Source organism: Labrys okinawensis, assembly GCF_002982075.1.
GTDB lineage: Bacteria > Pseudomonadota > Alphaproteobacteria > Rhizobiales > Labraceae > Labrys > Labrys okinawensis_A.
Genome location: NZ_PUEJ01000017.1, coordinates 44,632 through 69,449 on the forward strand (window position 1 = coordinate 44,632; position 24,818 = coordinate 69,449).

Sequence of the window (24,818 nt, forward strand, 5' to 3'; positions counted from 1 at the left end):
TATCAGAAAGGCTTTATGATATATTATAGAGATTTGCAAGGGCGGTCCGTCCTTCGAGCGAGTCCCCCACCCAGCCCCTCTCAGCGAGGGAAGGGCAATCTCGAAGAAAGCCTTACGATTGGCCGCCGCTACCGGATGCGGACACCGCTCCCGTCGAACAGCCGTATCTTCTCCGCCTCGAAGCGCACCGTCAGAACCTGCCGGAATTCGGCCTGCCGGTCGCGCTGCTCGGCGACGATCTGCTCGCCTGTCGGCAAGCTGCCATGCACATAGTTGGTCGGGCCGAGTCGTTCGGTCACATCGGCGGTCAGCGTCAGTGCGGCGCCCGTTGCTGCGGCAAGGTGCTCGGGGCGAATGCCGAGCTGGAGTTCGCGGCCTTCCTCCAGTCTGGAGGCGAGATGGCCGATATTGACCGTGGTGCCGCCGACCGAGACGGCGCCCCCGCCATCGACTACCACGGCCTTGAGGAAATTCATGCGCGGCGAGCCGATGAAGCCGGCGACGAAGGCATTGTCGGGATCCTCATAGAGATCGAGCGGAGAGCCGACCTGCTCGATCTTGCCGGCACGCAGCACCACGATCTTATCGGCCAGGGTGAGCGCCTCGGTCTGGTCATGCGTGACATAGATCATGGTGTTGCCCAGCGTGCGGTGAAGCTTGGCGATCTCGACTCGCATCTGCACACGCAGCTCGGCATCGAGATTGGACAGCGGTTCATCGAACAGGAAGACGTCGGGGTTGCGCACGATGGCACGGCCGATTGCAACACGCTGGCGCTGGCCGCCGGAAAGATTTGCCGGCTTGCGGTCGAGCAAATGGTCGAGCTGCAGGATGCGCGCGGCTCTGCCCACCTTCTCGTCGATCTCTGCGCGCGGTCGGCCCGCCATGCGCAGGCCGAAGCTCATATTGTCGGCCACGCTCATATGGGGATAGAGCGCGTAGGACTGGAAGACCATGGCGACGCCGCGATCGGACGGCTCCTCGTCGTTCATCAGCCGGCCGCCGATGATGACGTCTCCTTCGCTGACCTCCTCCAGCCCGGCGATCATCCTGAGCAAGGTGGATTTGCCGCAGCCGGAGGGGCCGACGAAAACGCAGAACTCACCCTGCTCGATGGCCAGCGACACGCCATGAATCACGGCGGACGCACCATAAGCCTTGCGGACATGCTTGAGCTCGACCTGGGGCATGACTATCCCTTCAGCGACTATCCCTTCACCGCGCCGACGGCGATGCCGGACACGATCTGGCGTTGGAAGATGATGTAGAGGACGACGATGGGGGCCGCGGCCAGAACGATGCCAGCCGACAGCAGCGGCACGTTGGTCGTGTATTCGCCCCGCAACGCGGCGATGCCGACCATCAGCGTGCGCTGGTCCTGCAGCACCAGCAGGGAGATCAGCACGTCGTTCCAGCAATAGAGCGTGTTGAGGATGCCGAGCGTGATCAACGCCGGCTTGCCCATCGGCAGCATGACATGCCACCAGACCTGCCACGGCTTGGCGCCATCGATCCGCGCTGCCTCGACCAGCTCGCGCGGCAGGCCGCTGTAGAAAGCGGTCATCAGGTAGACACTGAACGGCAGGAAAAAGGCGGTGTAGGAAATGATCAGGCCGATGCGCGTGTTGATCAGGCCAAGCCCGATGACGGTCTGGTAGAAGGGCACCAGCACCACCTGCACCGGGATCATCAGCGAGGCGAGTATGACGATGAAGATCGCCTTGCGGTAGGGAAAGCGCAGCACGGCCAGCGCGAAGCCGGCCAGCGACGAGACGATGAGCAACAGCAGCACGGCACCTGCCGTCACGATCAGCGAATTGAAGAAATACTCGCCCAGCCGGGCGCGCGACCAGGCCTGTACGAAATTGTCGAAGGTCGGCTCGCTGACGATGCCGAAGCGGTTGAGGATGTAGCCCTTGCTGGTCTTCAGCGCATTGTTGACGGCGAAGAAGACCGGGTAGACACATGACAGCGCAAGCAGCGCCATGGGCACCGAGAGGATCCAGAGCGTACGCTTCTCGCGTTTTCCCGCTGCGGCCATGATCGCCTCACAAATTCGAGTTGCGGTTCATGATGCGGATCTGCAGCCAGGCGAGACCGCCCATCAGCACGAACAGCACCATCGAGATCGCCGCCGCATAGCCCGGGCGGTTCATCTTGCCCTGCTCCAGCCAGATCAGGAATTCCGGCAGCGTCGTCGCCGTGCCGGGCCCGCCTGCCGTCAGCACGTAGATCAGCCCGAACATGGAAGTGAGCACGCCGATGGTGGTGACGACGGCCACGAATTCGATGATCGGCCTCAGCGAGGGGATGATGACGTAGATCCAGGTCTGCCACAGCTTGGCGCCGTCCAGCCGCGCCGCCTCCAGCATGTCCTTGGGCACCGTCGACAGGCCGGCAAGGAAGATCAGCAGGCTCATGCCGAAGGTGGACCAGAGCTGCACCGCGATCAGGCTGGCCATGGCGGTGCCGCCCTGTCCCAGCCAGTCCACCGGCGAGATGCCGACCAGTTTCAACAGCGCGTTCAGGCTGCCGTCGCGCCGCAGCACGACGTTGAAGATCGAGCCGACGATGACCGATGACAGCACTGCCGGAAAGAAATAGACGGCCCGGAAGACCTTGCCGCCCGGCACGCCCTGATGGATCAGGATCGCCAGAAGCATCGGCAGCATGATCCAGATGGGCAAGGTGACCAGCAGCGTGATGGTATTTGCCAGGCTGTCGTGAAAGACCGGGTCACGGGCGATCGCGGCATAATTGTCGGTGCCGACGAAATCCATGCGGTCGATGCCGTTGGCGTTGGTAAAGGACAGCACGAAGCCCCACACCAGCGGAATGATGCGGAACATCAGGACTAGGAGCAGCGCCGGCAGCACGAAAAGATAGGCGAAACGGCGTTCCGAGCGGCTGCCGAAGCCGGATTTCTTCCGGGTGGTGGGGCGAGGTGCAATGGTCATGGGATGTGCCGGCTTTTGGAAAATGTCGTTGACAATGGACGCCGGCCCTTCCTGCCCGCCGGACATTTCTCCCCGTAGAGGCGGGCAGAAGGCAGTAGCGGACGTGGGGTGGCCGATCCTGCAAACTCTGGAGAGCGCCCGCCGCCATCCCGCCAAGCCTGGCTATCGTCCCGCCCGTGCCTGCGCCTGCACTTCATCCATGCGGGCCGCGGCGGCGTCCACCGTCACGGCGCCATTGAGCAACAACTGGCTCTGGCGGTGCCATTCCTCGATTTCCGCCGTCGTCATGTTGGTGTGCGCGGTGGGGGCGCCCGACGTCGCCATCCAGCCGATGATCGCCTTGGCCGAGGGGCTCGCCAGCGTGCTGGTGTCCACCTTGGTGTTGGCGGCGATGGTGCCGGCATCGTGGAAGAACACCTGCATGGCCGCCGGGGCGGCGAACGCCTTGGCGAGGTCGATGGCGAGATCGGCGTTGGGCGACTTGTTGTTCACGGCATAGCCGATGCCGCCGGACAGCGGAAACTTCAGGTCGTCGGCCTTCTTGTCGCTGGCCAACGTGGGTGAGAGGGGCTTGAAGACGCCGACATTCTCGGCGCCCAGGAACTCATCGAACTGCTTCCAGTGGGCGACGTCGGAGATGAGGCCAATGGTGTTGGCGCCTTCGCCGCGCATGAAGGCTTCATACTCGTCCATGAATTTGGCGGTGGAATTGGCGCCCTCGGCGTACCAGCCCCAGGCCTGCGTATCGACCCAGGCCTGCAGGATCGCCTTCACCTGGGGGCTCGACCATTTCAGCTTGCCGGCCGCCCACTCGGCCTGCTCGGCGTCGGAGAAGGAATTGGCGGCCATGGAGGAAAAGAAGAACTCGGCGCCGAAACCTTCCTTGTTGCCCAGCGTGAAGCAGGGCACGTCGCCCTTGGCCTTGATCGCATCGCAGGCCTTCTTGAGTTCGTTCCAGGTCCTGGGCGGGCTTTCCGGATCGAGCCCGGCATTCTTGTAGAGCGTCTTGTTGTAGTAGACGACAAAGCCCTGGATCGAAAGCGGTACCGCGTAGACGGCGCCGTCCTTGCCGGTAAATTCCTCCCAGCCTTTGATGTCGCCCCTGATGTCGGCGACCTTGTCGTCCAGCTTCACCATGGCGCCGACCCGCTCCCTGGCCTGCGCACCGCCATGCAGGAGGATGAGGTCGGGACCGCCGGCCGAAGACAGGGCCGTGCCGAGCAGGGTGTAATATTGGTCGTGCGGCTGCATGACGTATTTGACGGTGACGCCCGGATGTGCCGCCTCGAAATCCGCCTTCACCTTCGCGAAATAGCCTGACGTGACCGGGTCGCCCGACTTCCAGTCCCAGACGGTGAGTTCCTGCGCCATAGCGGGGGTGGCCGTCAGCGCAGCAAAGAGGGCGGCAAAGCCGAGGGCATGTCTCATGGCAATTTCCTCCGGATGCAATGTTCTTTTGTCAGCAGTCGTTTGCGGTTTGCCGCTGGCGCGGCGCCGCGCCGACACGGGGATTGTGCGGCGCCTCGCCCAGCGCGTCGCGGCCGAGCAGCTCGGGCCGATGCCATTGCTTGCGGGCCGTCTCGCTGAGCACCAGGCCGTGGCCGGGGCGTTCGGGCGCATAGGCGAAGCCGTCCTCGATCAGCACCGGCTCCTCGACGAGGTGGTCGAAATTCTGGAACGAATATTCCAGCCACTCCACCTCCGGCAGGGCGCACGCGGTGTGGACGCCCAGCTCGAGGAAGGTGTTGCCGAGCGACACCGGTATGCCTTTGTCGGCGGCCAGCCAGCCGATACGCATGACGTCGGTGACCTGGCCATGCACGTTGAGGATGTCGGTCGCGCCTTCTTCCATCAGGATGCGCTTGCCGGTCGCGTCGAGATATTCGCCGGAGTTGATCAGCGTCCACGGGCAGGCCCTGCGCAGCAACCGCAGCCCCTCATAATCGTTGCGCAGGATCGGGTCCTCGACCCAGAGCAGGTCATGGCCCGCGCGGTGGATCTTCTCCAGCTTGGCGGCGGCCTCCTTGGCGCCCCATGCTTCGTTGGCATCGATCATCACCAGGGCGTTCTTGCGCACGCTCTTCTTCAACAACTCGATGCGGTGCAGGTCCCAGTCGAAATCGGGGCTGCCGACCTTGATCTTGAAGGCGCTGTAGCCGATTGCGTCGGCATGCCCGAAAAGCTCGGCGAAGGCATCGTCGGAAAGATGAAAGTCGAGGCCGCTGGCATAGGCCCTGACGCGGCCGCGGGTGCCGCCGAGCAGCTTGAACAGCGGCAGCCCGGCTTCCTTGGCGGCGAGGTCCCACAGGGCCACCTGGATCGCCTCTCCAAAGGGCAGCATCGGCGTCCGCTGGTTGCCGCCGCGCGGCCGGCCGACGCGGTGGACCAGGGCCGAAGGATAGCCCCCCTCCAGCGCCGGCCACAGCTCGGTCCGGAAGATGCGGCCGATTTCGGCTTCCGCCGGCATTGGCACGAACAGCGTCTGCGCGAAGCCGAGACCGACCGCGCCATTGTCGGCGATCAGCTCCAGCGCCACCACATTGGCGTCGTCGGCGCGCACCTGGCTGTCGCCGATGACGCGGTCTCGGGCAAACTGGAAACGCGTGATGCGGTAGTCTACAAGGCGAAGGGGCATGTTTCTGATCGACTTATGTAGCGCTCTGAAATATCAGTTGAATAAGTTAATATGTTAAAACATGGAGGGGGACAAGTGGGCCGAACCACATCGCGCATCGAGAAAAAGGCGGCGGCACCGGCGGGAAAACTGCTGAGCGACGTTGCCTATGAGCGCATCCTGGAGGGGATGTTCGACAAGACGGTGCCGGCCGGTGCCTTCGTGTCGCAGAACGACCTCGTGAAGCTCCTGGACATTCCAGTCGCGCCCCTGCGCGACGCCCTTCGCACGCTGGAGGCGGAAGGCATCGTCACCATTCATCCCCGGTCCGGCATCCAGTTCATAAAACCCGACCTCGAACTGACGCGAGCGACCTATCAGTTCCGCTCAATTCTGGAGAAAGCCGCCGTACGAGCCTATGCGGAGACGGGCGATGAGGCTGAAATGGACGCGATCCGCAAGCGCCACGAGGATCTGATCGAGAGGATCTCGCGCGATGGCCTCGCCCCGGACAGCCGCAAGGAGATGGAGGAGATGGAGGTGGTTCTGCACGGAACGGTGATCGGCATCCTGCAGAATCCGTTGATCACCTCGAATCTGCGGCGTGTGCACAACTATTTGCGGCTGTTGCGTCTCGACCGAAAGATCACGGCCCCGCTGGCACTTCGCACCTTGCGCGAACATGTCGACATCCTGAAGGCTTGCCAGTCGCGCGACGCCGATGCGGCGGAGGCCGCATTGAACACCCATTTTCAGTCAGCCTTGCAGCGCAATCTCGGGTTCTTCTGAAGCTGCGTTGGCACCGGCGCCGCCTGCGATCAAGGCGTCGGCGAGGCCGGAGCAAATGGTCCGGCGAACTCTCCGGGCTTATGAACCCGATCCGATCCGCCACAGATCATCGAGATCGCGCAGCAGCGGCCTTGCGCCTTCACCGGCTGCGAGCCCCGCGTTGATCCGCTCCGAAGCAGCTGCCTGAAAGGGCATATACCCATCGTGGCGCGGCCGCAGATAGGAACCTTCGAGCGTCGCGCGGGTCTTCTCGTAGAATCCGGCACTGGCAGCGTTGACGTCACTATCCTCCCAGGCTGCGGCGTGGCCGGGCTGGCCGCCTGCCGCGGCGTAGGCGCCGCGCTGAACGTCTGCGCTGGCGACCCAATAGGCGAAGTCGCTCGCTTCGATCGGATGCCGGCTCATGGCCGAAACCGCAATGCCCGTCCCGCCGAGCGCGGCTCCGGCGGGCTTTCGTCCATCGATGGTGGGGATGTCGGCGAAGTGGATCCGCACTGGCCGGAAACCGTCCCAGGCATAGGACACGTAGCCGTAGATGTAGGGGACGCAGGCGATCGTCGAATCCAGCCCGGCCATGCGTTCGAAGACGGCGATCGGATCTCGTTCGCGATCATTGGGATCGACGAGACGCACGAGCTCGGACAGACGTTCCCAGACCTCTACCCCCGCGTCGGGCGCGATGAACCGCTCCCGATCGGCCGCGCAGGCATATCCGAGATGCGCCGCCAGCGTGTAGAAGGTCATCAGGGAATGGGGCGGCCGCAACGGCAGCGCGACGCGTCCGGTGCGGGCAAGGTCCATCATCTCGGCAAAGGACGACACCGGCCCGGCGATCCGACCCGGCACGAAGGCCTGGACTTGAGTCGCGGCGTCGATCGGGAAGGCCCATTGCCGGCCCTTCCATGCATAGGACGGATAGGACGGGCCGACCGACCCATGCGCAAGAGCCTCCCGCTCGACCTCGCGCCCCGAAACATCGAGCGGAAGGAGGCAACCCTCCTTCGTGATCTGCCCGACATGCGGATGATCAATGACGATGAGATCGTATCGGCGCGCCAGCTCCTCGACCGGGAAGCACTCGAAATCCTGCAGCGAGCGCTTCTGCCAAATAATCTCGATCCCGGTCTTCTGCGCCCAGAGCCGCGAGCAGGCGACCATCGGATCGTAGCCGCGCGGATGGTCCCAGGTCATGCCCTTCAGCCTAACCGTCACAGCCCGAACTCCCGTCGGATCGCACCCGTGTGCTCGCCGATCCGTGGCGCCGCCCGCATCACCTGTGGCCGCACGCCGTCGAAGCGGAGGGGTGAGCGGGTGGTGCGGATCGCGACATCGTCTTCGCGCTGCACCGTCTGAAGCATGTCGAGGACCTTGAAGCCCTCGCTGTGGAGGAGCTCGGGCCAGGCCAACACCTTGGCGCACCAGATGTCGGCGGGCTCGAGGATCGCCAGCCAGTGATCGCAGGTCTCGGTCGCCACCCGTGCGGCGATGATCGCCTTGATCTCGTCGCGCGCGCCGAACCAGCTCTTCGGATCGTCGCGGTAGGGCGCCAGCTCGGCGATATCAAGGAGGTCGGCGAGCTTTGCAATCGGCGTCATGGCAATGGCCAGGAAACCATCCCGGGTCGGATAAACGCCGTAAGGGGCAGCCAGATAGGCATGGGCGCTTCGGAGCGAGGACCGGCGCGGCATGCGCTCGCCGTCGTTGAGGAAGGTCGTCAGCACCTCGAACTGGAAGTCGACCAGCGCTTCGAGCAGGCTCGTCTCGACATGCGAGCCTAGACCGGTGATGCCCCGCCGGACGAGCGCTGCCAGGATGCCCTGCGCGGCCGCAGCTCCCGCCAGCATGTCTGCGATGGCGAGACCGAAGGGCACCGGCTCTTGGGTCTCGTCGCCGTTCAGCCACATCACGCCCGAGCGTGACTGCGCCAGCAGATCCTGGCCGGGCCGTCCGGCCCAGGGACCCTCGTTGCCGTAACCGGTGATCGAGGCGTAGACGACGCGCGGGTTGATTGCCCGAACCGAGGCGTAATCGAGGCCGAGGCGCTCGATGACGCCCGGCCTGAAGTTTTGAATCACGACGTCGGCCTTCGTCAGAAGGGTGCGCAGGGCGGCCAGGTCCGCGGGGTTCTTCAAGTCGATCGCGAGGCTCTCCTTACCGCGGTTGATCGCGTGGAAAATCGTGGAATCGCCGCCGATCTCGGTATCGCTGAGATAAAGGCTGCGAGAGAGGTCGCCGCCCTGCGGCCGTTCGATCTTGATGACGCGGGCGCCGAAATCAAGCAGCCGCAGCGAGCAATAAGGACCCGACAGGAACTGGCTCATGTCGAGAACCACCAGGCCGTCGAGCGGCAGGACCGCGTGATGCGAGCCACGCGCCCCGGCTGGGAATTCTTGTTGCATCGGCGTGACCTCCGTATTTGTCGGGAACGGCTACCATGTCCAGGCAGGTCACCAGACTTGTGTCGTTGTCTTTCGTATATGAATTATAATTTCATATATAATTCAGGAAGGCAAGCTTGCGGGATCGCGGGCCGGCAGGCCGGGCCTGCAGCCGATCTTATGGGGAGTGGTTGGCAAAACGCGATTTCTCCGAATCGCATTTTCTCTCCAACCCTTTGTTTCAGCGGGTTTTCTGCTTCAGTTGATGCGGGCCGCCGCCGAGATTTGGCTGGCGGACGCCTGCAACAGTTCGAGGATCTGCTGCTCGCTGCGCGGCCTGCCGAGAAGGCGGCGGATACGCGGGCAGGTCAGGGCCGCGAGAAGGCGGCCGCCGACACCGAAAACCGGGACCGAGATGTTCGTGACCCCCTCGGCCTGCTGGCTCGGCCGCATCTCCCAGCCGCGCTCGCGCACGCTTGCCAGAACCTCGTCGAGCCGCTCCGGCCAGGTCTCGTTCGGCACGTGCTCGCGCTCGCCCAGCATCAGCTCCCGCTCTTCGTCCGACGCATAAGCGAGGAGTATGTGGCCTGATCCGGTATTGAGGAGATTGATGAGGGTACCGACCCGCACCGATATTCCCCAGTAGTCTGGCGCATCGATCTGCGCCACCACGACACCGCTGCCGCGGGCATAAACGGTGAGATGGCAGGCCTGCTCGGCCTCCCGCGCAAAAAGCCGCATCGGGCGGAGGGCGAGGCTCACGAGGCGCCGCATGGGCGGGTGGCGGTGGGCGAGGTCGAACAGCTTCAGGGAGAGCTCGAAGCGATCGGATGGGGTACGGATCACGTAGTTGCGGCGCACGAGCCGGTCGAGCATCCGGTAGATCTCGTTCTGGGAGCGATCGAGCGCCTTCGCGATTTCGGCGAGCGACAACCCTTCATCGATTCCGGACAGGAGTTCCAGGATATCGAGTCCCTTGTCCAGCGCGGGCGCCTTGTACCGATCCTCGCCGTCGTCCTTGGCTGTCACTCGATTGTCCCCTTCGTGCAAGCCGCCGACCATAACACGGCGCGCCGGGCGGCCAATCCGCGATCCACATCTATCTTGTCGATTGACGCTCCATCTGGATTTCTATATATGAATAAAATATTCGCATATAAAAATCTGCGAAACCACTTGAGGAAACGTACCGGTTCAGACCGCGCCAGTGGGCGGCCGACCGGGCCGATCGAAGCGGCAGGCCACGGGAGGCGCTGGCATGGTTGTCATCGAGCAGCATTTCGAGAATTACGAGATCGGCACCTGTCGGCTCACCTTCGGCCGGACCATTACCGAGGCCGACTTCGTCATCCATGCCGGCCAGACCGGTGACAATTTCCCCCACCACATGGATGCGCATTGGTGCGCGACGCAGGACTTCAAGCAGAGGATCGCCCACGGCACGCTGATCTTCAGCGTCGGCATCGGCATGACCGCCTCGACGATCAATCCGCATGCGATGTCGTACGGATACGACCGGCTGCGCTTCATCCGGCCTGTCTTCATCGGCGACACGATCCGGGTCCGCGCCACCATCACGGAGAAGCGTGACCACAAGCGGGCCGACATGGGCGTCGTGGTCGAGGCGATCGAGATGTTCAACCAGAAGGACGAGACCGTGCTCGTCTGCGAGCATCTTTATCTCGTCGCCCGCAAGCATCCCCTCGCACCGCCGACCCGGCACGAACCATGACCAGGGAGGAAGCAATGACGATGGAAGCGACCGGCGATGATCCCGTGCTCACCCGTGCCATCAAGAAATCGGCTTGGCGGCTGATCCCCTTCCTGGTCCTGATGCTGCTCCTGGCTTTCCTGGACAGGGTCAATATCGGCTTCGTGAAGCTCGCCTTCCAGCGCGACACCGGCCTCAGCGAAGCGGCCTATGCCTTCGGAGCCGGCGTCTTCTTCATCGGCTACGCGTTGTTCGAGGTTCCGAGCAATCTCGTCCTCAGGCGGTTCGGCGCCCGGGTCTGGCTCGCCCGGATCATGGTGACCTGGGGACTGATTTCTGCGGCTGTGATGTATAGCTACAATGAGTGGGTGTTCTACATCCTGCGCTTCCTGCTCGGTGTCGCCGAGGCCGGGTTGTATCCGGGAATCCTCTATTTTTTGACCTGTTGGTTCCCCGCGAAACAGCGGGCGCGGGCGACCGGCCTTTTCTATCTGGGTGTCCCGCTCTCGCTCGTCGTCGGCAGTCCGCTCAGCGGATGGCTTCTCCAGTTCGACGGCGTGCTCGGTCTCAAGGACTGGCAGTTCGTGCTCGTCGTCGAGGGGCTTGCCGCAGCGGTCGTCGGCGTAATCGCCTACTTCTACCTCTGCGACCGTCCGGCCGACGCCTCCTGGCTCTCGCCCGACGAGCGCCGCGCGCTCGCCGCCGAGATCGAGCGCGAGGAGCAACTGAAGGCGAGGGAGGTGCAGCACTCCGCCCTTGGTGTCCTGAAGGATCCGCGCGTGATCGCTTTCATCCTGATCTATTTCTGCTTTCAGGTCGGCACCTCGCCCTTCTCCTTCTTCTTCCCATCCAAGCTTGCCTCGGCGATGGGTGGCAAGGTGGACCTCACGGTCGGCCTTCTGCTCGCATTGCCCTGGCTCTGCTCTGCGATCATGACGCGCCTGGCGACCGTCTATGCCGATCGGCACAACAACCATCGACTCGTGGCGTTCTGGCTGGTGGTCTTTGGCGTTCTCGCCTCGGCGGCGGTGTCGTTCACCAACAATCCTTGGCTCCTGATAATCGCCTTCTGCATCGCGGTCCCGGGCCTGACTGCATCACAACCTGTCTTCTGGAGTCTGCCGACCAATTATCTGAGCGGTGTCGGCGCCGCGAGCGGGATTGCCTTCATCGTCTCGCTCGGCAATCTGGGCGCCTTCTTCTCGCCCCAGATCAAGACCTGGGCGGACCAGATCGTCGGCAATTCGAGTATCGGGTATCTTGTGCTGTCGATCATCGCAGCCGGGGCTGCCGCGATCCTGATCGGGCTCAAGGAGAGCAAGGCAAGCCGCGCGCTCGCTCAAACCCGTGCGGCTTGAGTTGCAGGAAGCAAAGCGGCAAGCGCCCGGGTGAGACTATGGGAGCGGCACGATGCCGAGCACACGAATGTCACAGGGCGCTTGATATGGGTACGAGGCTTCGCCCGAAAATCACTGGCGTGCGGCAATTCCTCGATCTCGAGCAACAGCGCGAGTGGATCGAGGGCAGGATCGATTTGCAGGACGCTGCCGATCGCTCCGAGTCGCTGGAGCATCGCTTCAAATATGCCGCTCGATTTGCAAGACTGCTGTCTCGCCCGCAGGCAGGGCAGGTGCTGGAGATTCTCGGCCTATACGGCCCAGGCTGCATTCCGATCCGGCGCAAGACCGAGCGATACTACTGGTCGGTTTCCTGCCTGCCGTCGACCTCGGACAAACCGCTTATCCGCGTCAATGCAAGCTGGATGGAGCTTTTCACGCTCTATGCCCAGGGCGAGGATGTCCGCGCCAGATTCATCGTGCATCTTTCGGATTTCACGACGGATCGTTCAGCCACGCCGAGCCGAGTGGACGAACCCTTTCTCGAGCAGAGCGTCGCCATGCCGGAGGACGTCGGCTACTTCTTCCCGCGTGGTGCCGACATTTTCGGCATCAATGTGCGCGGCTCCGTCTCGATACGCAAATTCCTCGCGAGCGGCCGCGTGTTGCGCGCCATTCGGACCTTCAATCTGACGCATATGAACCGGGGTCGGAATGCCTATCAGGCGAGCCATAGCTACAGCGTGGCGGATTACATGCTGGCGGATTGAGAGGCTTGGAACATGCGCCGTCCCGGCGAATGCGGCGGCGCCGTTCCGTGCCACCTCGAGAATCGGCCCCTGCGGAGGGGCCGCATGCTGCTCACGAAGCCTGGCGAAAGCACGTCCCCTTATGCGAGCTTGACCACCTTGGTCAGATGCCGCGGCGTCACCGTATCGACATTGCGGCGTTGGGCGACACGCTCGCCCAGGAGCTGAAGCGCGGGCAGGCAGACCAGGCCGCGCAGCTCGTCGGCGACATCGAGATCGAGAGAGATGTCGCCCGGTCCGCCCAGGCCCACCACGAGGGCGCCCTTCTCGCGCAGTTCCGCTACGAGCTGGGCCTCTTCCTGCAAGGTGTTCGGATCGTAGAGCATGACGACGAGTGTGCGCTCGTCGAGCAGGCTGACGGGACCATGCCTGTATTCGAGCGGATGGAAAGCCTGGGTATAGCTCTGGCTCATCTCCTGAAGCTTCAGCGAAGCCTCCAGGCAGATCCCATAATGAGCGCCGCCGCCGAGATAGACGAAATGGCTGCGGCCGGCGAGCCGCCCGGCCAATCGCTCGTCCAGGGTTTTCGCCAGTTTTTCAGCTTGTTGGACCACCGCAGGGGGGACCGCCACGCCTGCCATCCTCAGGCCGAGCAGCAGCATCAGCGAGGCGGAACTCGTCATGACGATGCCCTCTTCGCCGTGGGTCGGCGTGAAGGCGAGATGATCGGCTTCGCGGGCGAGGGCACCCTCGCTTTCGCAGGTCAATGCCGTCACCATCAGGCCGGCCGCACGGCTGGCGGCAGTGGCCGCCACGGTTTCGGTGGTTTCGCCGCTGCGCGAGAGCGCGATGACATGCGCGCCGGCAGGATCGGGCAGATAGGTTTGCGGGCGCCTCAGCCATTCCCCGCCCGGCACGGCGATCGCCCTGCGGCCATGGGCATTGAAGACGGCGGCAAGCGAGACGGCGAGGTTATACGAGGTGCCGCAACCGATGATGACGATGATCGGTGCGTCGATGGCCGGGAGCGCTGCCCCAAGGCCCCGCTCCCAGAACGGGAATTGTTCGAAAATGACGCGCTCGGTGACGTTCATGACTGTACTCACTGGGTTGGATGGGTTCGATGGTCGGTCACTTGACCGCGCCGGCGACGAGGCCGCTGACCAGGTATCGGTTGAGGAAGATGACGATCAGCGTCGGCACGATGATCGCGATCGAGCCGGCCGCGTTGATCAGGCCGTAGTCGACGAAGTTCTTCGTCGCGAATTCGGGGACGAGGATGGTCAGGGGCTTGGTCGCCATGGTGGGTGAGAAGATCAGGGGCACCATGAACTGACCCCACGCCCCCAGAAAGGTGATGATGGCGGCGGCAACCAAGCCGGGAGCCGCCATCGGCAGCACGATCCTGACCAGGATGTAGAGCCGGCTCGCCCCGTCGATCTGGGCGGCCTCCTCGATGGAAAGGGGCAGGGACTGATAGACGCTGCGCATCAGCCATAGCGACAGCGGCAGGAAGGCCGAGACATAGATCAGCGTGACGCCGAGATAAGTATCGACCAGGCGCAGTGTCGTCATGATCCGATAAAGCGGTATCAGGACCGTGTATCCCGGTATGGCGAAGGTGGCGACCACGAGGATGAAGATCACCGAGCGCCCCGGGAAGTTCAGGCGCACGAAGGCATAGCCGCCCGCCGCCGCCAGGGCGACGCACAGGATCGTCGCGCCCAGGGCGGTGACGATGCTGTTGATCAGCGCGGCGCGGAATTGCTGCCAGACCATGGTGTCATTGGCCATGGTGGTGCCAAACCCGAACAGCTTGGCATAGTGATCCAGGGTGAGCGTCTGCGGAAAGAAGCGCACCGTGCTGGCGGTGAGGTCGGGCGTGGGCGTCAGGCTGGCGGCGAAAGCCCAGTAGACGGGCACCAGCGACCACAGCACCAGCACGGCGCAGGCCAGCATGAGGCCGAAACGGGACAGGAGGGCGCGCATGGGTCAATCGAGCCTGGTTTCGCGATAGACGCGTGAGACGAAGACGAGCGAAACGGCCAGCGAAATGAACATGACCAGCACCGACAGCGCCATGCCCCGGGAAAAGCGCAGGTTCTGGAAAGCCTCCAGATAGACCTGGACCAGGATGGAGCGGGTGTCGAGGCTCGAGCCGGCGAGGATCCACACCTCGTCGAAAAGGTTGAAGGCCGTGACCGTCGATTGCGCCAGGGCGATAGCCAGGCCGCTGCGGATGAGAGGCAGCGTCATCATGCGGAAGAGCTGGAAACGATTGGCGCCGTCGATCCGCGCAGCCTCGTAGATATCCTTTGGGATCGATTGCAGGGCCGCCAGCATGATCACCACGGTCAGCGGCATGGTGCGCCAGACATGCACGACGGTGACGAGGATCAGGGCGGAGCTGCGATCATTGAACCAGACATGCCTGTCGAAATCAAAGCCAATGGCCGTGAGGAGGCCGTTGAGCAGGCCATGGCTGGGATTGTAGATCCATTGCCAGACGATGGCGTTGACCACGCCGGGCAGGGCCCAGGGCAGGATCACGATCGCCAGAAGCCAGCGTCGGCCGATCGTCAGCCTGTTGAGCAGTACGGCCGCGGCCACGCCGCCGACGGTCTCCAGGGCGACCGCGAGAACGACGTAGAAAAGCGTATTGGCCCAGGCCGTCAAAGCATTCTTGTCGAAGAACAGGGCCGTGTAGTTGGAGAGGCCGACGAAGGGCGTGCCCGCCTGCATCGGATCGACCCGATGCAGGCTTTGCCACATGGTGGCGATGACCGGCCAGATCACCAACCCGATCATGGTCAGCACGATGGGAGCGGCGAGCACCAGTCCGAGCCAGGCGTCGCTTCTGGCGCCGCTGTTCCGCTCCGTGCCGGTCCGGGTCAGAGCCGTCACGCTCATTGCTGCATGGCCCGCTGGGTTTCATCCGCGATCTGTTTGAGCGCATCGTCGACGCTCAACTGGCCCTTGGCAGCCTGGTTTATGGCCGTATACACGGCGGAGCTGAACTGCGGATACCAGATCGGCGTCCCCTGCGGAAACAGGCCGCCGGCCGTGGAGGCCTGCTCGATCAGGACTTTGCCGCTCTCGAGCTTGCCGGCCTTGTCCAAGTCCTGGAGTGCTGACGTGCGTGTCGCCAGCGTGCCGGCTTCGGTATAGTTTTTAAGCTGTTGTTCCTTGGCGCTCATCCATTTGATGAAGGCCAGCGCCGCTTCTTTCTTCTGGGAGGGGACGGGAATGCCCATGGCCTCGGGCAGGCCAAGGCTGCGCGTCACCCCGCTTGCGGTCGGGAAGAGGGCGGCCACGGCCTTGCCGGCGACCTTGGATTTGCTGGCGTCGTTGAAGAGGGCGAGCCGGCCGACCTCGCCGCAGATCTCGATGCTGACCTGACCGTTCATGAAAAGCTGATGGACGTCCATGTCGATCAGTCCGGGCGCGGCCGGGTCGATCAGGCCCTGCTTGAGGGCATCGATCTCGAAGGCCAGGGCCTTGTGGCCCGCCGATGACGGGTCGGTGAACAAGGGTTTGAAGTCCTTGTCGAAAAGCTCGCCGCCAAAGGCCTTGGTGAGAAGATACCAGGCGGTCGAGGTGCCTTCCGCGGGCGAAAGGGGAATGCCGATCGGGTATTTGGAAATACCCTTTTCCTTGAGGGTCCGGGCGGCAGCCAGCAATTCGTCGAGCGTCTTGGGCATGGCCGCGATACCGGCCTTTTCGAAATGCTCCTTGTTGACGATGAGGACCCGGAAATCATTGTTGTAGGGCAGGGCGATCAGCTTGCCGTCGTAACGGAAGATCGAACTGGTCGCGATGTCCTTGACGGTTGCTTCGTCCAGGAGGCCATCGAGCGGGGTATACCAGCCCGCTGCGCCGAACTGGCCGGTCCACGACCAGTCCACCTCCGTGACATCGGCCGGCGCGCTGCCTGCGAGCAGGGACGTGACGAGCTTGGCACGGATGTCGTTCCAGGACAGCGACTGGAGGTCGACGTGAATGCCGGTTTCCTTCTCGAAATCCTCGGCCAATCCCGGGCGCTGACCGGAAGGCAGCAACACCGAGATGCTCTGCCCCGCCAGGGGTTTGGCCGCGTCAGCCCAGACGGGTTGGGCCAGCATCAGGGCAGAAAGTGCGACGAACGCACGCAATCCGTGCCGTAACATGTCAATGATCCCTCTTTGTATGGTCAGGTGCGGCCATTCCTCGCGTGGCTTGCATGTTCTGTGATCGAGGCGCCCAGGCGTTCGATCCATGCTTGATCCACGGGCCAATCGAGGTCTTGCGCGGCGCGCAGCAGCGCGCCGCCAATCGGGGGAAGTCGCGGCGGCGTGGGAGGGGCCCCCAGGCGCGCCGTAAGCCTCGTCAGCACGCCTCTGCTGGCGAACACGCCGCCGGCATAGCTCCATGATCGGTATGGCCTTGCATCCATGCGACGCCAGGCCGCCTCCACATGGCGGGCGAGATGGTCGGCCGCTTCGTCGAGGATGGCCGCGGCCGCCTGGTCGCCAGCCTTGGCCAGGCGGTCGATGAGAACCGACAAGGCGGCGATCTCAGAGCGGGGATGGGACAGTTCGACATGCCATTGCAGCAAGGCGCGCGGGGGATCGGCCCGATCGAGCCCCAGGAAAGCGAAGACGGCCTCGGCCAGCGCTGGCGCCGTAAGGCGTCCGTCGAGGGCTTGGCTGACGCGGGCGATCGTCTCTCGTCCGATCCAGAAGGCGCTGCCCTCGTCGCCGAAGGCGTCGCCCCAGCCCCCGACACGCAGGCTTTTGCCACGCTCGTCGATGGCCCAGGCCATCGACCCCGTTCCGGCCAGGATCAGGACGCCGGGCCCGCCGGCGAAGGCTGCAATATGCGCTGCCTCGACATCGTTGAGGATCGCATGGGATCGTCCGAACACCGACGCCGCCGCCTGGTGCTGGGATTGCGTCACAGCCGCAATCTCGCCATAGGCCGGAAGGGCCAGCACGGCATGGTCGCAGGCCCCGGCAGCCTCACCGGCCGTCCGGACCAGCGCCTCGAAACTGGCCAGCCAATCGGGATTGTCGACCGGGTTGATTCCGGCGCCTTCCAGCCAGCTGCCGATCGCACCGTCCCGGCTCGCTGTCGCCAGGATTGTCTTGGTGCCACCGCCGTCGATTGCGAGGATTCCGGCCATCAGGAAGCACCCGCGGGTACGTTCACCAGGGTGAGCGGCATGCCGATGTCGTGCAGCTGCCTTTGCCAGTCCGAAGACAGGTTGGCATCGGTCATGATGCTGATCGAGGGGGCGAGCGCGGCCACGGCATAAGTGGACATCACCCCGAACTTGCTCGAATCGGTGACGATGAAGCGCTTCTCGGCCCGCTTGAGCATGCGCGCGTTCAGGCTCGCCTCGGCGCTGTCGACACTGTAGATCGTGGCATCCGGGCCGATGGCACTGACGCCGAGGAAGAGCTGGTCGAACCACAGCCGCTCCAGCATCGCCTCGGCCTCCGGTCCGACCAGGGAGGCATTCTCGTTGCGCAGCTGGCCGCCAATGACGACCACGCGCAGCTTGGGCACGTCCAGAAGTTCCTGGGCCACCAGGAGGCCGTTGGTGAACACGGTCATCGGCATCGGATTGATGCGCAGGAGCCTTGCGAGCTGGCGTACCGTGGTGCCGGCATCCAGGAAGATGGTCGCGTGCGGGGTGAGCTTTTCATAGGCGGCCGCGGCAAGCGCCCGCTTGGCCGCGAGGTTGCGGCCCTCGCGCGCGCTGAAGGCAACCTCGACGCTCGACCCCTCTGCGATGCGGGCTCCGCCATGAGCCCGGTCGATGATGCCCTGCTCCTCGAGGATCTGCAGGTCGCGGCGGATGGTGGCGAGCGAGGCGCCTGCCGCGTCGGCCAGGGCCTGAATCGTGGAGGGGCCGTGCGTGTAGAGATGGCCGCGGATCGCATCCAGGCGCTCCAGTTTGCTCGACCCCTGAGACATGCATTCCCCGCTGCATTTAGCGGGCTAGGACCCGCTCCGATAAAATCAATCAACGTCATCAAAACGTCAGAGTCAATCATCTTTCTGATTTTTTATGATTTTATCAAGGCCGGGCACGACCGGAGGCGTCCGGACGGCGCCCTTCTCGCAAGGCACGCTGGGGCTGGTCGTCCGACATGTCGAAGAGGAGAAAAGGGCTGGAAGGCCGCAGGCGATGTCTGCCTGCTGGCGGCAAGGCTTGGATGGGCTCTTCAGCCTTGCCGTCAGCGTGGGGAGAGCTGACTGCGGAACTGGCGCGGCGTAACGCCGGTGCGGTTCTTGAAGACCTCGTAGAACCGGCTGGCCGAGCCGAAGCCGCAGGCATAGGCCACGTCCAGGATCGGCTGGTTGGTGTCGGCCAGCAGATGCAGGGCCCGGCTCAGGCGAAAGCGAATGATGTATTCGTTGATCGACATGCCAAGAATCCGCCGGAACGCCGATGTGGCGGTGGTCTGATGGATCCCGAGCTCGGCGGCGATCGCGGCGATGGAGAGCTCTTCGCCAAAGCGCAGATTGATGATCTCGATCATCCGCTCGGCATGATCGAGCGACGGAGATCGGCCTTCGCGGCGCTCGCCGGTACCGTCGCGCCGGGCGGAATCGCTGGTCTCGAGCGGATCGAGCGCCAGGCGGCGCACACGCAGGCAGGCCTCGTCCAGGATCAGGCGCTGGCGGGCGGAGCCGGCGCCGGGCCATTCGTCGACCCAGCGCTGGAAGGTGGCCGTGTCCGCCGGATCGATCCGAGCCGCTCTCAGGAAGGCGCCATGCATGACGGCTTTCCGGAGCGAGCCTGCGATAGGCAGCGCCATGAAATCCTGGAAGGGGATGTAGAGGCAGATCAGCCTGGAGCCCGACACGACCTCGATGGCCCGGTGCGGGATCGCGGCCCAGAAGAGTGCAAGCCGCCGCGCTTCCACAGTTTCCCGCCGTCCCTGGAAGAGATAGCTCATGCGCCCCTCCAGCAGCAGGTTGACTTCGACATGGTCGTGCCAGTGCGCCGCCGCCATGGCACCGGCGACATGGCTTTCGACATGGAAGGAGCCGCTATCGAACGGATCGGCCCAATCGGCATGCTCGTCTCGGCCGGCCAGTGATTGCTTCGCCATGGAACGGAAAATTCGACGCTTCGATTCAGGAATAAATTATCACAATTTGGGAAGACATCCCGTTTTCATGAATGGAATAAACGCAGCCTTCCAGTCAACCGGCAAGCAGGGTCTGCCCGGCGCATCCCGGTGATGTCTCAACCAGCAAGGATGACCTCCCTTGACCAAGATCTGTCTCATCGGAGCCGGGAGCACGGTTTTCGCCCAAGCGATCCTGAGCGACGTGCTCAGCAACGGCGTATTCGCCGATTGCGTGATCAGCCTGCATGATATCGACGGCGAGCGCCTGAAAACCTCCGAGATCGTTGCACGGCGCATCTGCGACGGGCTGGACCTGCCGCGCGTGCGCATCGAGGCCACGACCGAGCGGCGTGTGGCGCTGGCCGGCGCGAATTTCGTCATCCTGATGATGCAGGTCGGGGGGTATCGGCCCGCGACGGTGGTCGATTTCGACATTCCCAAACGCTATGGCCTGCGCCAGACCATTGCCGACACGCTCGGCATCGGCGGGATCTTCCGTGGCCTTCGTACCATTCCGGTCCTGCAGGAGATCTGCCGGGACATCGAGGATTTGTGCCCCGATGCGCTCCTGATGAACTACGTCAACCCGATGGCGATCAATTGCTGGGCCATCGGCGAGATCGCGCCGCAGCTGCGTACGGTCGGGCTATGCCACAGCGTGCAGCACACTTCGGCCCACCTTGCTCGGTGCCTGGGCGAGGACATCGCCGACATCGACTATGTCTCCGCGGGCATCAACCATGTTGCCTTCTTCCTGAAATTCAACAAGCGCCACCGGGATGGGAGCACTGAAGATCTCTATCCCCGCCTCAAGGCACTGGCGGTGGATGGCCAGGTGCCGCCGGACGATCGCATCCGCTTCGACGTGCTGCAGCGGCTTGGCTATTTCGTCACCGAATCCTCCGAGCATTTTTCCGAGTATACGGCCTGGTACATCAAGCGGGGTCGCGATGACCTGATCGAGCGCTACGGCATTCCTCTCGACGAATACATCACCCGCTGTGAGGACCAGATCGCCGGCTGGAACAAGCTGCGCAGTGAACTCGAGGGTGGCGCGCCCGTCGAGATCTGCCGCAGCAACGAATACGCCGCCGGCATCATTCATGCGCTCGTGACGGGCCAGTCCGGACTGATCTACGGCAATGTCCGCAATGGGGGGCTGATCGACAACCTGCCTGCCGACTGCGTGGTCGAGGTGCCCTGCCATGTCGACCGCAACGGCGTTCAGCCGATCAAGGTCGGCTCTCTGCCGCGCCAGCTCGCGGCCGTGATCCGGTTGAGCACCAATGTGCAGGAATTGACGGTGCATGCGGCCCTGGAACGGCGGCGGGAAACCATTTACCAGGCTGCCTTGCTGGATCCCCACACCTCGGCGGAATTGTCGCCCGACCAGATCTGGCACCTGGTCGACGACCTCATCGCCGCGCATGGCAATCTGCTGCCGGCCTATCGCTAAATGTCTGATCTTGGACTGCTGCCGTCCATGTCAAATGTCGAGAACGCGGAGCAAACCCGATATGGCGTTCGCTATCCTTGCTCTGCGCGCCGATTGCAGAGCGCTCCTCGCCTTCACCGCCCTCTTCGCTCGCCTGCGATCATTTCGGTTGCCCAGTTGATCAGGACGGACGAATAGGCCTTTTGGCAGGTTTTGCTGGTCAGGCCATGGTCGGCGCCATCGATGATGCGGTAGGTCATCGAATGGACATGTGCGAAGGCGTGTCGATAATTGCGGATCGTGGCGGGAGGAACGAAGTCGTCGTTTTCCGACTCCACCAGCAATACGTCTCCCTCGAAGCGGGTGCAGGCATGCAGAGCGAGATTTTCGCCCGGAGCCAAAGAGCGTCGGCGATATTGCGCCAGTGCCACCCGTTCGAGCTTGGCCTTCGGCGTGTCCCAATTGCTGTCCTCATAGAGGGCGGGCACGCGCAGGGACAGCCATTTGACAGGTCTGAGCATGGTCAGGATCGTCGCGAGATAGGCGCCATAGCTGCTGCCGACGACCGCGATCATCTGCGGGTCCACATGCTGATGGGCGGCCAGGAGATCATAGGCGGTCAGAAGATCACGCAGGTTGTCCTCACGCGTGACCACTTGCTGCTGAGCGCTGTCGCGGGCGTGGCCGCGCAGATCGAAGGTGAGACAGATGCATCCCAGCCCCGCGAGCTCGCGCGCTTGATCAAGGTCGGGTTGCTGGCTGGCACCCCATCCATGCACGAACAACACACCAGGAAGCCTGGCCGGCGGCGATAGCAATGTACCGGAGACGGACTGATTGCCGACGGCGATGTCGATCTCAAACGTCTGCGTGACCATTTTTCTCAACGATGGAATATTTGGTGATCGGGCCGGCATCGGCGTCGTGGCCGTGGAAATAAACAACGGCCCCCGGCGGCGGCGTGCAGTTTCCGTAAACTTCCACGCTGGAGGCTCGCACGGAGCCGATCTTCGGACGAGCCTGAAAAATCTGAAGGGCAGCGACTTCGGCACTGCTGGCCCCGCCGACGCGCCAGGACTGTTCCAACACGCCGGATTGCCACTGTCCTTGCCCGTTCAAGCCTTGCACGACGTCGTAGTTCCGTCTGGATGCGATCAAGCCCGGGAAGCAGGAAAACGCAGTCTGATCGTAATGCCGGGCCTGGTCGATGGCGGCGCGGATCGAGACGGTTATGTCGAGTCCGAGCAAATCGTCGAAGCCGCCACGGGCAAAGACCAGCGAGGAGCCGCCATAGGCATTCCTTCCTCGATTGTCGCGCGTCATGCGCTGCAAGCCATAATAGGACGCCCGGATGTCGCCGACCTCCACGACGCCCACGCTCCAGGTTTGCACCTGCGACAGATTTTCCTCGAGGACGACGCCATGCGTTGCGATTTCGTCTTCGCCCATCGCGCCAAGGTATTTCACGAGTTGTGCCATGGTCCGGACGACGGCTTGGCCTCGGCCGCCGGTCGCATTGGCTGGCTTGCATCGCACCGGATGGCGCTTGAGCAGCGCAAGACCGGCTGCCATGCCATCTTCGGCGGAAAACGCCGAAATGCCGGGGAGCACCACCTCCTGAACAGACGTGGAGAAGGCATGCGACCAGCCCGCCGGCGCGGTGGCGCAAGGGGTGATCAAGCCGTGGGTGATTGCCTTGGTTGCCACGAAGTCGTGTGGCACGACGCCTCCATAGAGGTCTGCTACGGAGGAAACGCCCAGCTCTATGGCTTCATGAGGTCTAAGGGCCTTGCTCGGCAGGAAATAAGGCTTCGCCTGCCGGAAATGACTCTGATCCCACAGCCCACCGAATTCGAAGCCCTTCAACGCGCCGAGCTGGCGAGCGAGCTCCACTCGTCCCGCGCGCTCATGCTGCGTGGTGAATTCGCTTTCTTCCGGTGCGTAGATCAGGACTTGCCGACATTGATCCGGCGTCAGGGCGCTCACGTTTCCACCTCCTGGGCAAATGCCACCAGCAGTCCGCAGTCGCCGATCTTCGCTTGCCAACGCGCAGGCCATGGCTTTCGATAACCAAGCTTCCCTTTCACGACAGCCGCCACCAGGTGAAGATCAGAATGCAAAAAGCAGCAATGAGGAATCCCACCACCAGCGGGACCATTGCACGGGCCTGTTCCCAATAGCGGTATCGTCCATCGAGGGGCCGCGATCTCTCGTCAGTGGCACCGGGACCTATCGCCTCTGCTGCATGGTGCTCGTGGCGCGATGCCATCTGCAAGCGCTCGGGCGTCGGTGGGGTATCGGCCGCTTCGTCGTCGGTGCCGAGCGGGGCAGCGGCAGGATCCGGGAATGGAATCTTGTCGCCATTTCGGCCTTGATCGATCCTGGCGCGCAGCTGATCGATATTGGGCATGGCATTCCCTTTCGCTGTGTCCTCCCGAACAGATCGCCTCAGGACCGTCGTTTCCATCCAAAAGGAGCCCGTGCGGCCAAAGACGCTCTTGGGCGCAGCCACAGGCACGGCGGCGCGGCTTCCCGGTATCGGACCCATGCCGATAGCGGCTCGACCGGGAGCGGGCAGCAAGGCCGAGCCGCTTGGCGAAGCTGTGGGCAAGGACGACAAACCTCCGGCTTCGCGCCTTCCCAACTGAGATGGCTCCTGCTCGTTCCCCGAAGCCGCAGATATGTTTTGGACTTCTCGCCTCAGCCCGAGCTGTTCAGCCTTGCTTGGATCGCCTTCATCTGTTCGATCTCCCTGCGCTGGCCCTGGGCAATCCGGCCGCAGAGGTCGACCAGTTCCCGGTCCCGCAGCTTCGCCTCGCGGCACATCAGAATGGCTCCGGAGTGATGCGGGATCATCGAGGCGATGAACTGGTGATCGTCGATGAGCGCCTGCCTGCGCGTCCCTGCAAACGAGGCGATCAGGAGAACGGCCAGCCCGAGATACAGGGCCACGTTCAGCCGCCCGTTCCTGTACATGCCGCCCATGGTTGCCAGCATGATAATTCCCATGGGAGCCACCATTGTCAGCGCCATATAGGCCGTGTTGAGATTGTTATAAAAATCGCTCCAGCCATCGATCATCGAGAACATCGCGAAATACATGATGATCAGGCTGAGCACCATGTTGACGGCAAACATGAAGTAATGACGCGTTTGCATGTCCTGATGTGGTTCTGAGTGTCGGTCATGCTCCTTCATGGCGCACCTTCACTTGTCGTTCCTCATCGCCAACCCAAGCAATCGATGAGTAGGGAATTATTCCCGAACAGGCTTCTCGCTCATTCGTTCCGTAAAAGGAGCGGCAGAATCTGTCCGCCGCAGCGGACTTATTCGATATTTGCGTATTCAGGTCTGATCCGACCTCTCCATTGATGGCGCGAGCAGGACGACGTCGCAGGTCCGGCGGTGCGACGAAGGCACTTCGCCGGGGCGATGGAAGGCCAGCCAAGGATACGCTCAGGGAGCGCGATCGGTCAGTGCTCTTGCGCCCTCCTGTCCGGCACAGTGCGCGCAGCAGTAGATGACATCGCCCTGCTCGACGCCATGCCCGATTATACGGACCTGGCAATGAGGACAGATAGGAGCGAGCTTCTGGATTGCGCATTCGAAACTGTCGAATGTGTAGGTTCGCTCCCCAAAATATAGCTGAAAAGTCTTGTCGTAGTCGTTACCGCATTGATCGCATTTCGCCATGATCGCACTCCCTTTTGCTATCAAGTCCGCG

At 63.2% G+C, this 24,818-nt stretch carries 24 protein-coding genes; 5 read left to right on the top strand and 19 right to left on the bottom strand.

The features are described 5' to 3' along the window. Window positions 1–128: 128 nt before the first annotated feature. The 5 genes from C5L14_RS29325 to C5L14_RS29345 all read right to left on the bottom strand — a co-directional run bounded on the left by C5L14_RS29325 (window position 129) and on the right by C5L14_RS29345 (window position 5,592). Complete coding sequence (locus C5L14_RS29325) at window positions 129–1,190, bottom strand: ABC transporter ATP-binding protein (protein WP_105865604.1); 1,062 nt, start codon at window positions 1,188–1,190, stop codon at window positions 129–131. A gap of 17 nt (window positions 1,191–1,207) precedes the next feature. Beyond that, window positions 1,208–2,041, bottom strand: a complete 834-nt coding sequence (locus tag C5L14_RS29330) for a carbohydrate ABC transporter permease (RefSeq protein ID WP_105865605.1) — start codon at window positions 2,039–2,041, stop codon at window positions 1,208–1,210. Between the two features lie 7 nt (window positions 2,042–2,048). Beyond that, window positions 2,049–2,957, bottom strand: coding sequence for a carbohydrate ABC transporter permease (locus C5L14_RS29335; protein ID WP_105865661.1), 909 nt, complete (start codon window positions 2,955–2,957; stop codon window positions 2,049–2,051). Between the two features lie 162 nt (window positions 2,958–3,119). After that, entirely contained in the window at window positions 3,120–4,385 is a 1,266-nt protein-coding gene (locus tag C5L14_RS29340; RefSeq protein ID WP_105865606.1) for an ABC transporter substrate-binding protein, read from the bottom strand. A 31-nt stretch (window positions 4,386–4,416) separates the two neighbouring features. Then, the gene (locus tag C5L14_RS29345) at window positions 4,417–5,592 is read right to left on the bottom strand and encodes a mandelate racemase/muconate lactonizing enzyme family protein (RefSeq protein ID WP_105865607.1); all 1,176 of its coding nucleotides are present in this window, start codon (window positions 5,590–5,592) and stop codon (window positions 4,417–4,419) included. Between the two features lie 75 nt (window positions 5,593–5,667). Here C5L14_RS29345 and C5L14_RS29350 point away from each other — a divergent pair, with 75 nt between their 5' ends. Continuing rightward, window positions 5,668–6,360, top strand: a complete 693-nt coding sequence (locus C5L14_RS29350) for a GntR family transcriptional regulator (protein WP_245443651.1) — start codon at window positions 5,668–5,670, stop codon at window positions 6,358–6,360. A 78-nt stretch (window positions 6,361–6,438) separates the two neighbouring features. On the opposite strand, the gene C5L14_RS29355 is transcribed toward C5L14_RS29350, so the two are convergent. The 3 genes from C5L14_RS29355 to C5L14_RS29365 form a co-directional block, all read right to left on the bottom strand. Further along, complete coding sequence (locus C5L14_RS29355; RefSeq protein WP_181161381.1) at window positions 6,439–7,572, bottom strand: extracellular solute-binding protein; 1,134 nt, start codon at window positions 7,570–7,572, stop codon at window positions 6,439–6,441. After that, window positions 7,569–8,759: a CaiB/BaiF CoA transferase family protein gene (locus tag C5L14_RS29360; protein ID WP_105865610.1), complete on the bottom strand. Its 1,191-nt coding sequence runs from the start codon at window positions 8,757–8,759 to the stop codon at window positions 7,569–7,571. Before C5L14_RS29360 ends, C5L14_RS29355 begins: the two co-directional genes overlap by 4 nt. 237 nt (window positions 8,760–8,996) lie before the next feature. Continuing rightward, window positions 8,997–9,767 carry an IclR family transcriptional regulator gene (locus C5L14_RS29365; RefSeq protein ID WP_245443652.1) on the bottom strand — a complete coding sequence of 257 codons (771 nt, stop codon included), beginning with the start codon at window positions 9,765–9,767 and terminating at the stop codon, window positions 8,997–8,999. A 229-nt stretch (window positions 9,768–9,996) separates the two neighbouring features. Here C5L14_RS29365 and C5L14_RS29370 point away from each other — a divergent pair, with 229 nt between their 5' ends. From C5L14_RS29370 to C5L14_RS29380, 3 genes are all read left to right on the top strand, one after another. Continuing rightward, complete coding sequence (locus tag C5L14_RS29370) at window positions 9,997–10,470, top strand: MaoC/PaaZ C-terminal domain-containing protein (protein WP_105865612.1); 474 nt, start codon at window positions 9,997–9,999, stop codon at window positions 10,468–10,470. A gap of 14 nt (window positions 10,471–10,484) precedes the next feature. Beyond that, the gene (locus C5L14_RS29375; RefSeq protein WP_245443653.1) at window positions 10,485–11,807 is read left to right on the top strand and encodes an MFS transporter; all 1,323 of its coding nucleotides are present in this window, start codon (window positions 10,485–10,487) and stop codon (window positions 11,805–11,807) included. Between the two features lie 86 nt (window positions 11,808–11,893). Continuing rightward, window positions 11,894–12,556, top strand: a complete 663-nt coding sequence (locus C5L14_RS29380; protein ID WP_105865614.1) for a hypothetical protein — start codon at window positions 11,894–11,896, stop codon at window positions 12,554–12,556. Between the two features lie 119 nt (window positions 12,557–12,675). On the opposite strand, the gene C5L14_RS29385 is transcribed toward C5L14_RS29380, so the two are convergent. The 7 genes from C5L14_RS29385 to C5L14_RS29415 all read right to left on the bottom strand — a co-directional run bounded on the left by C5L14_RS29385 (window position 12,676) and on the right by C5L14_RS29415 (window position 19,638). Further along, window positions 12,676–13,629 (bottom strand): SIS domain-containing protein, encoded by a 954-nt coding sequence (locus tag C5L14_RS29385; RefSeq protein WP_105865615.1) that lies wholly within the window; start codon window positions 13,627–13,629, stop codon window positions 12,676–12,678. A gap of 37 nt (window positions 13,630–13,666) precedes the next feature. Then, on the bottom strand, window positions 13,667–14,524 hold the full coding sequence (locus C5L14_RS29390; protein ID WP_105865616.1) for a carbohydrate ABC transporter permease: 858 nt from the start codon (window positions 14,522–14,524) through the stop codon (window positions 13,667–13,669). A 3-nt stretch (window positions 14,525–14,527) separates the two neighbouring features. Then, window positions 14,528–15,439 carry an ABC transporter permease subunit gene (locus C5L14_RS29395; RefSeq protein ID WP_181161385.1) on the bottom strand — a complete coding sequence of 304 codons (912 nt, stop codon included), beginning with the start codon at window positions 15,437–15,439 and terminating at the stop codon, window positions 14,528–14,530. A gap of 2 nt (window positions 15,440–15,441) precedes the next feature. Beyond that, window positions 15,442–16,701, bottom strand: coding sequence for an ABC transporter substrate-binding protein (locus tag C5L14_RS29400; RefSeq protein WP_105865618.1), 1,260 nt, complete (start codon window positions 16,699–16,701; stop codon window positions 15,442–15,444). 23 nt (window positions 16,702–16,724) lie between these two features. Further along, entirely contained in the window at window positions 16,725–17,696 is a 972-nt protein-coding gene (locus C5L14_RS29405) for an N-acetylglucosamine kinase (protein WP_105865619.1), read from the bottom strand. Beyond that, on the bottom strand, window positions 17,696–18,493 hold the full coding sequence (locus C5L14_RS29410; RefSeq protein WP_105865620.1) for a DeoR/GlpR family DNA-binding transcription regulator: 798 nt from the start codon (window positions 18,491–18,493) through the stop codon (window positions 17,696–17,698). Before C5L14_RS29410 ends, C5L14_RS29405 begins: the two co-directional genes overlap by 1 nt. Before the next feature lie 263 nt (window positions 18,494–18,756). Further along, window positions 18,757–19,638: a helix-turn-helix domain-containing protein gene (locus tag C5L14_RS29415; RefSeq protein ID WP_105865621.1), complete on the bottom strand. Its 882-nt coding sequence runs from the start codon at window positions 19,636–19,638 to the stop codon at window positions 18,757–18,759. A gap of 160 nt (window positions 19,639–19,798) precedes the next feature. Here C5L14_RS29415 and C5L14_RS29420 point away from each other — a divergent pair, with 160 nt between their 5' ends. Beyond that, window positions 19,799–21,115, top strand: a complete 1,317-nt coding sequence (locus tag C5L14_RS29420) for an alpha-glucosidase/alpha-galactosidase (protein ID WP_105865622.1) — start codon at window positions 19,799–19,801, stop codon at window positions 21,113–21,115. Window positions 21,116–21,228: 113 nt separating this feature from the next. Here the strand turns inward: C5L14_RS29420 and C5L14_RS29425 are convergent, their stop codons facing one another. The 4 genes from C5L14_RS29425 to C5L14_RS29440 all read right to left on the bottom strand — a co-directional run bounded on the left by C5L14_RS29425 (window position 21,229) and on the right by C5L14_RS29440 (window position 24,292). Beyond that, window positions 21,229–22,011 carry an alpha/beta hydrolase family protein gene (locus tag C5L14_RS29425; RefSeq protein ID WP_245443654.1) on the bottom strand — a complete coding sequence of 261 codons (783 nt, stop codon included), beginning with the start codon at window positions 22,009–22,011 and terminating at the stop codon, window positions 21,229–21,231. Then, window positions 21,953–23,080 carry a DUF3182 family protein gene (locus C5L14_RS29430; protein WP_210203307.1) on the bottom strand — a complete coding sequence of 376 codons (1,128 nt, stop codon included), beginning with the start codon at window positions 23,078–23,080 and terminating at the stop codon, window positions 21,953–21,955. The genes C5L14_RS29425 and C5L14_RS29430 overlap by 59 nt, the downstream gene beginning before the upstream one ends. Window positions 23,081–23,177: 97 nt before the next feature. Further along, entirely contained in the window at window positions 23,178–23,504 is a 327-nt protein-coding gene (locus C5L14_RS29435; protein WP_105865625.1) for a hypothetical protein, read from the bottom strand. Window positions 23,505–23,794: 290 nt separating this feature from the next. Continuing rightward, window positions 23,795–24,292 (bottom strand): DUF305 domain-containing protein, encoded by a 498-nt coding sequence (locus C5L14_RS29440; RefSeq protein WP_105865626.1) that lies wholly within the window; start codon window positions 24,290–24,292, stop codon window positions 23,795–23,797. Window positions 24,293–24,818: the final 526 nt, after the last annotated feature.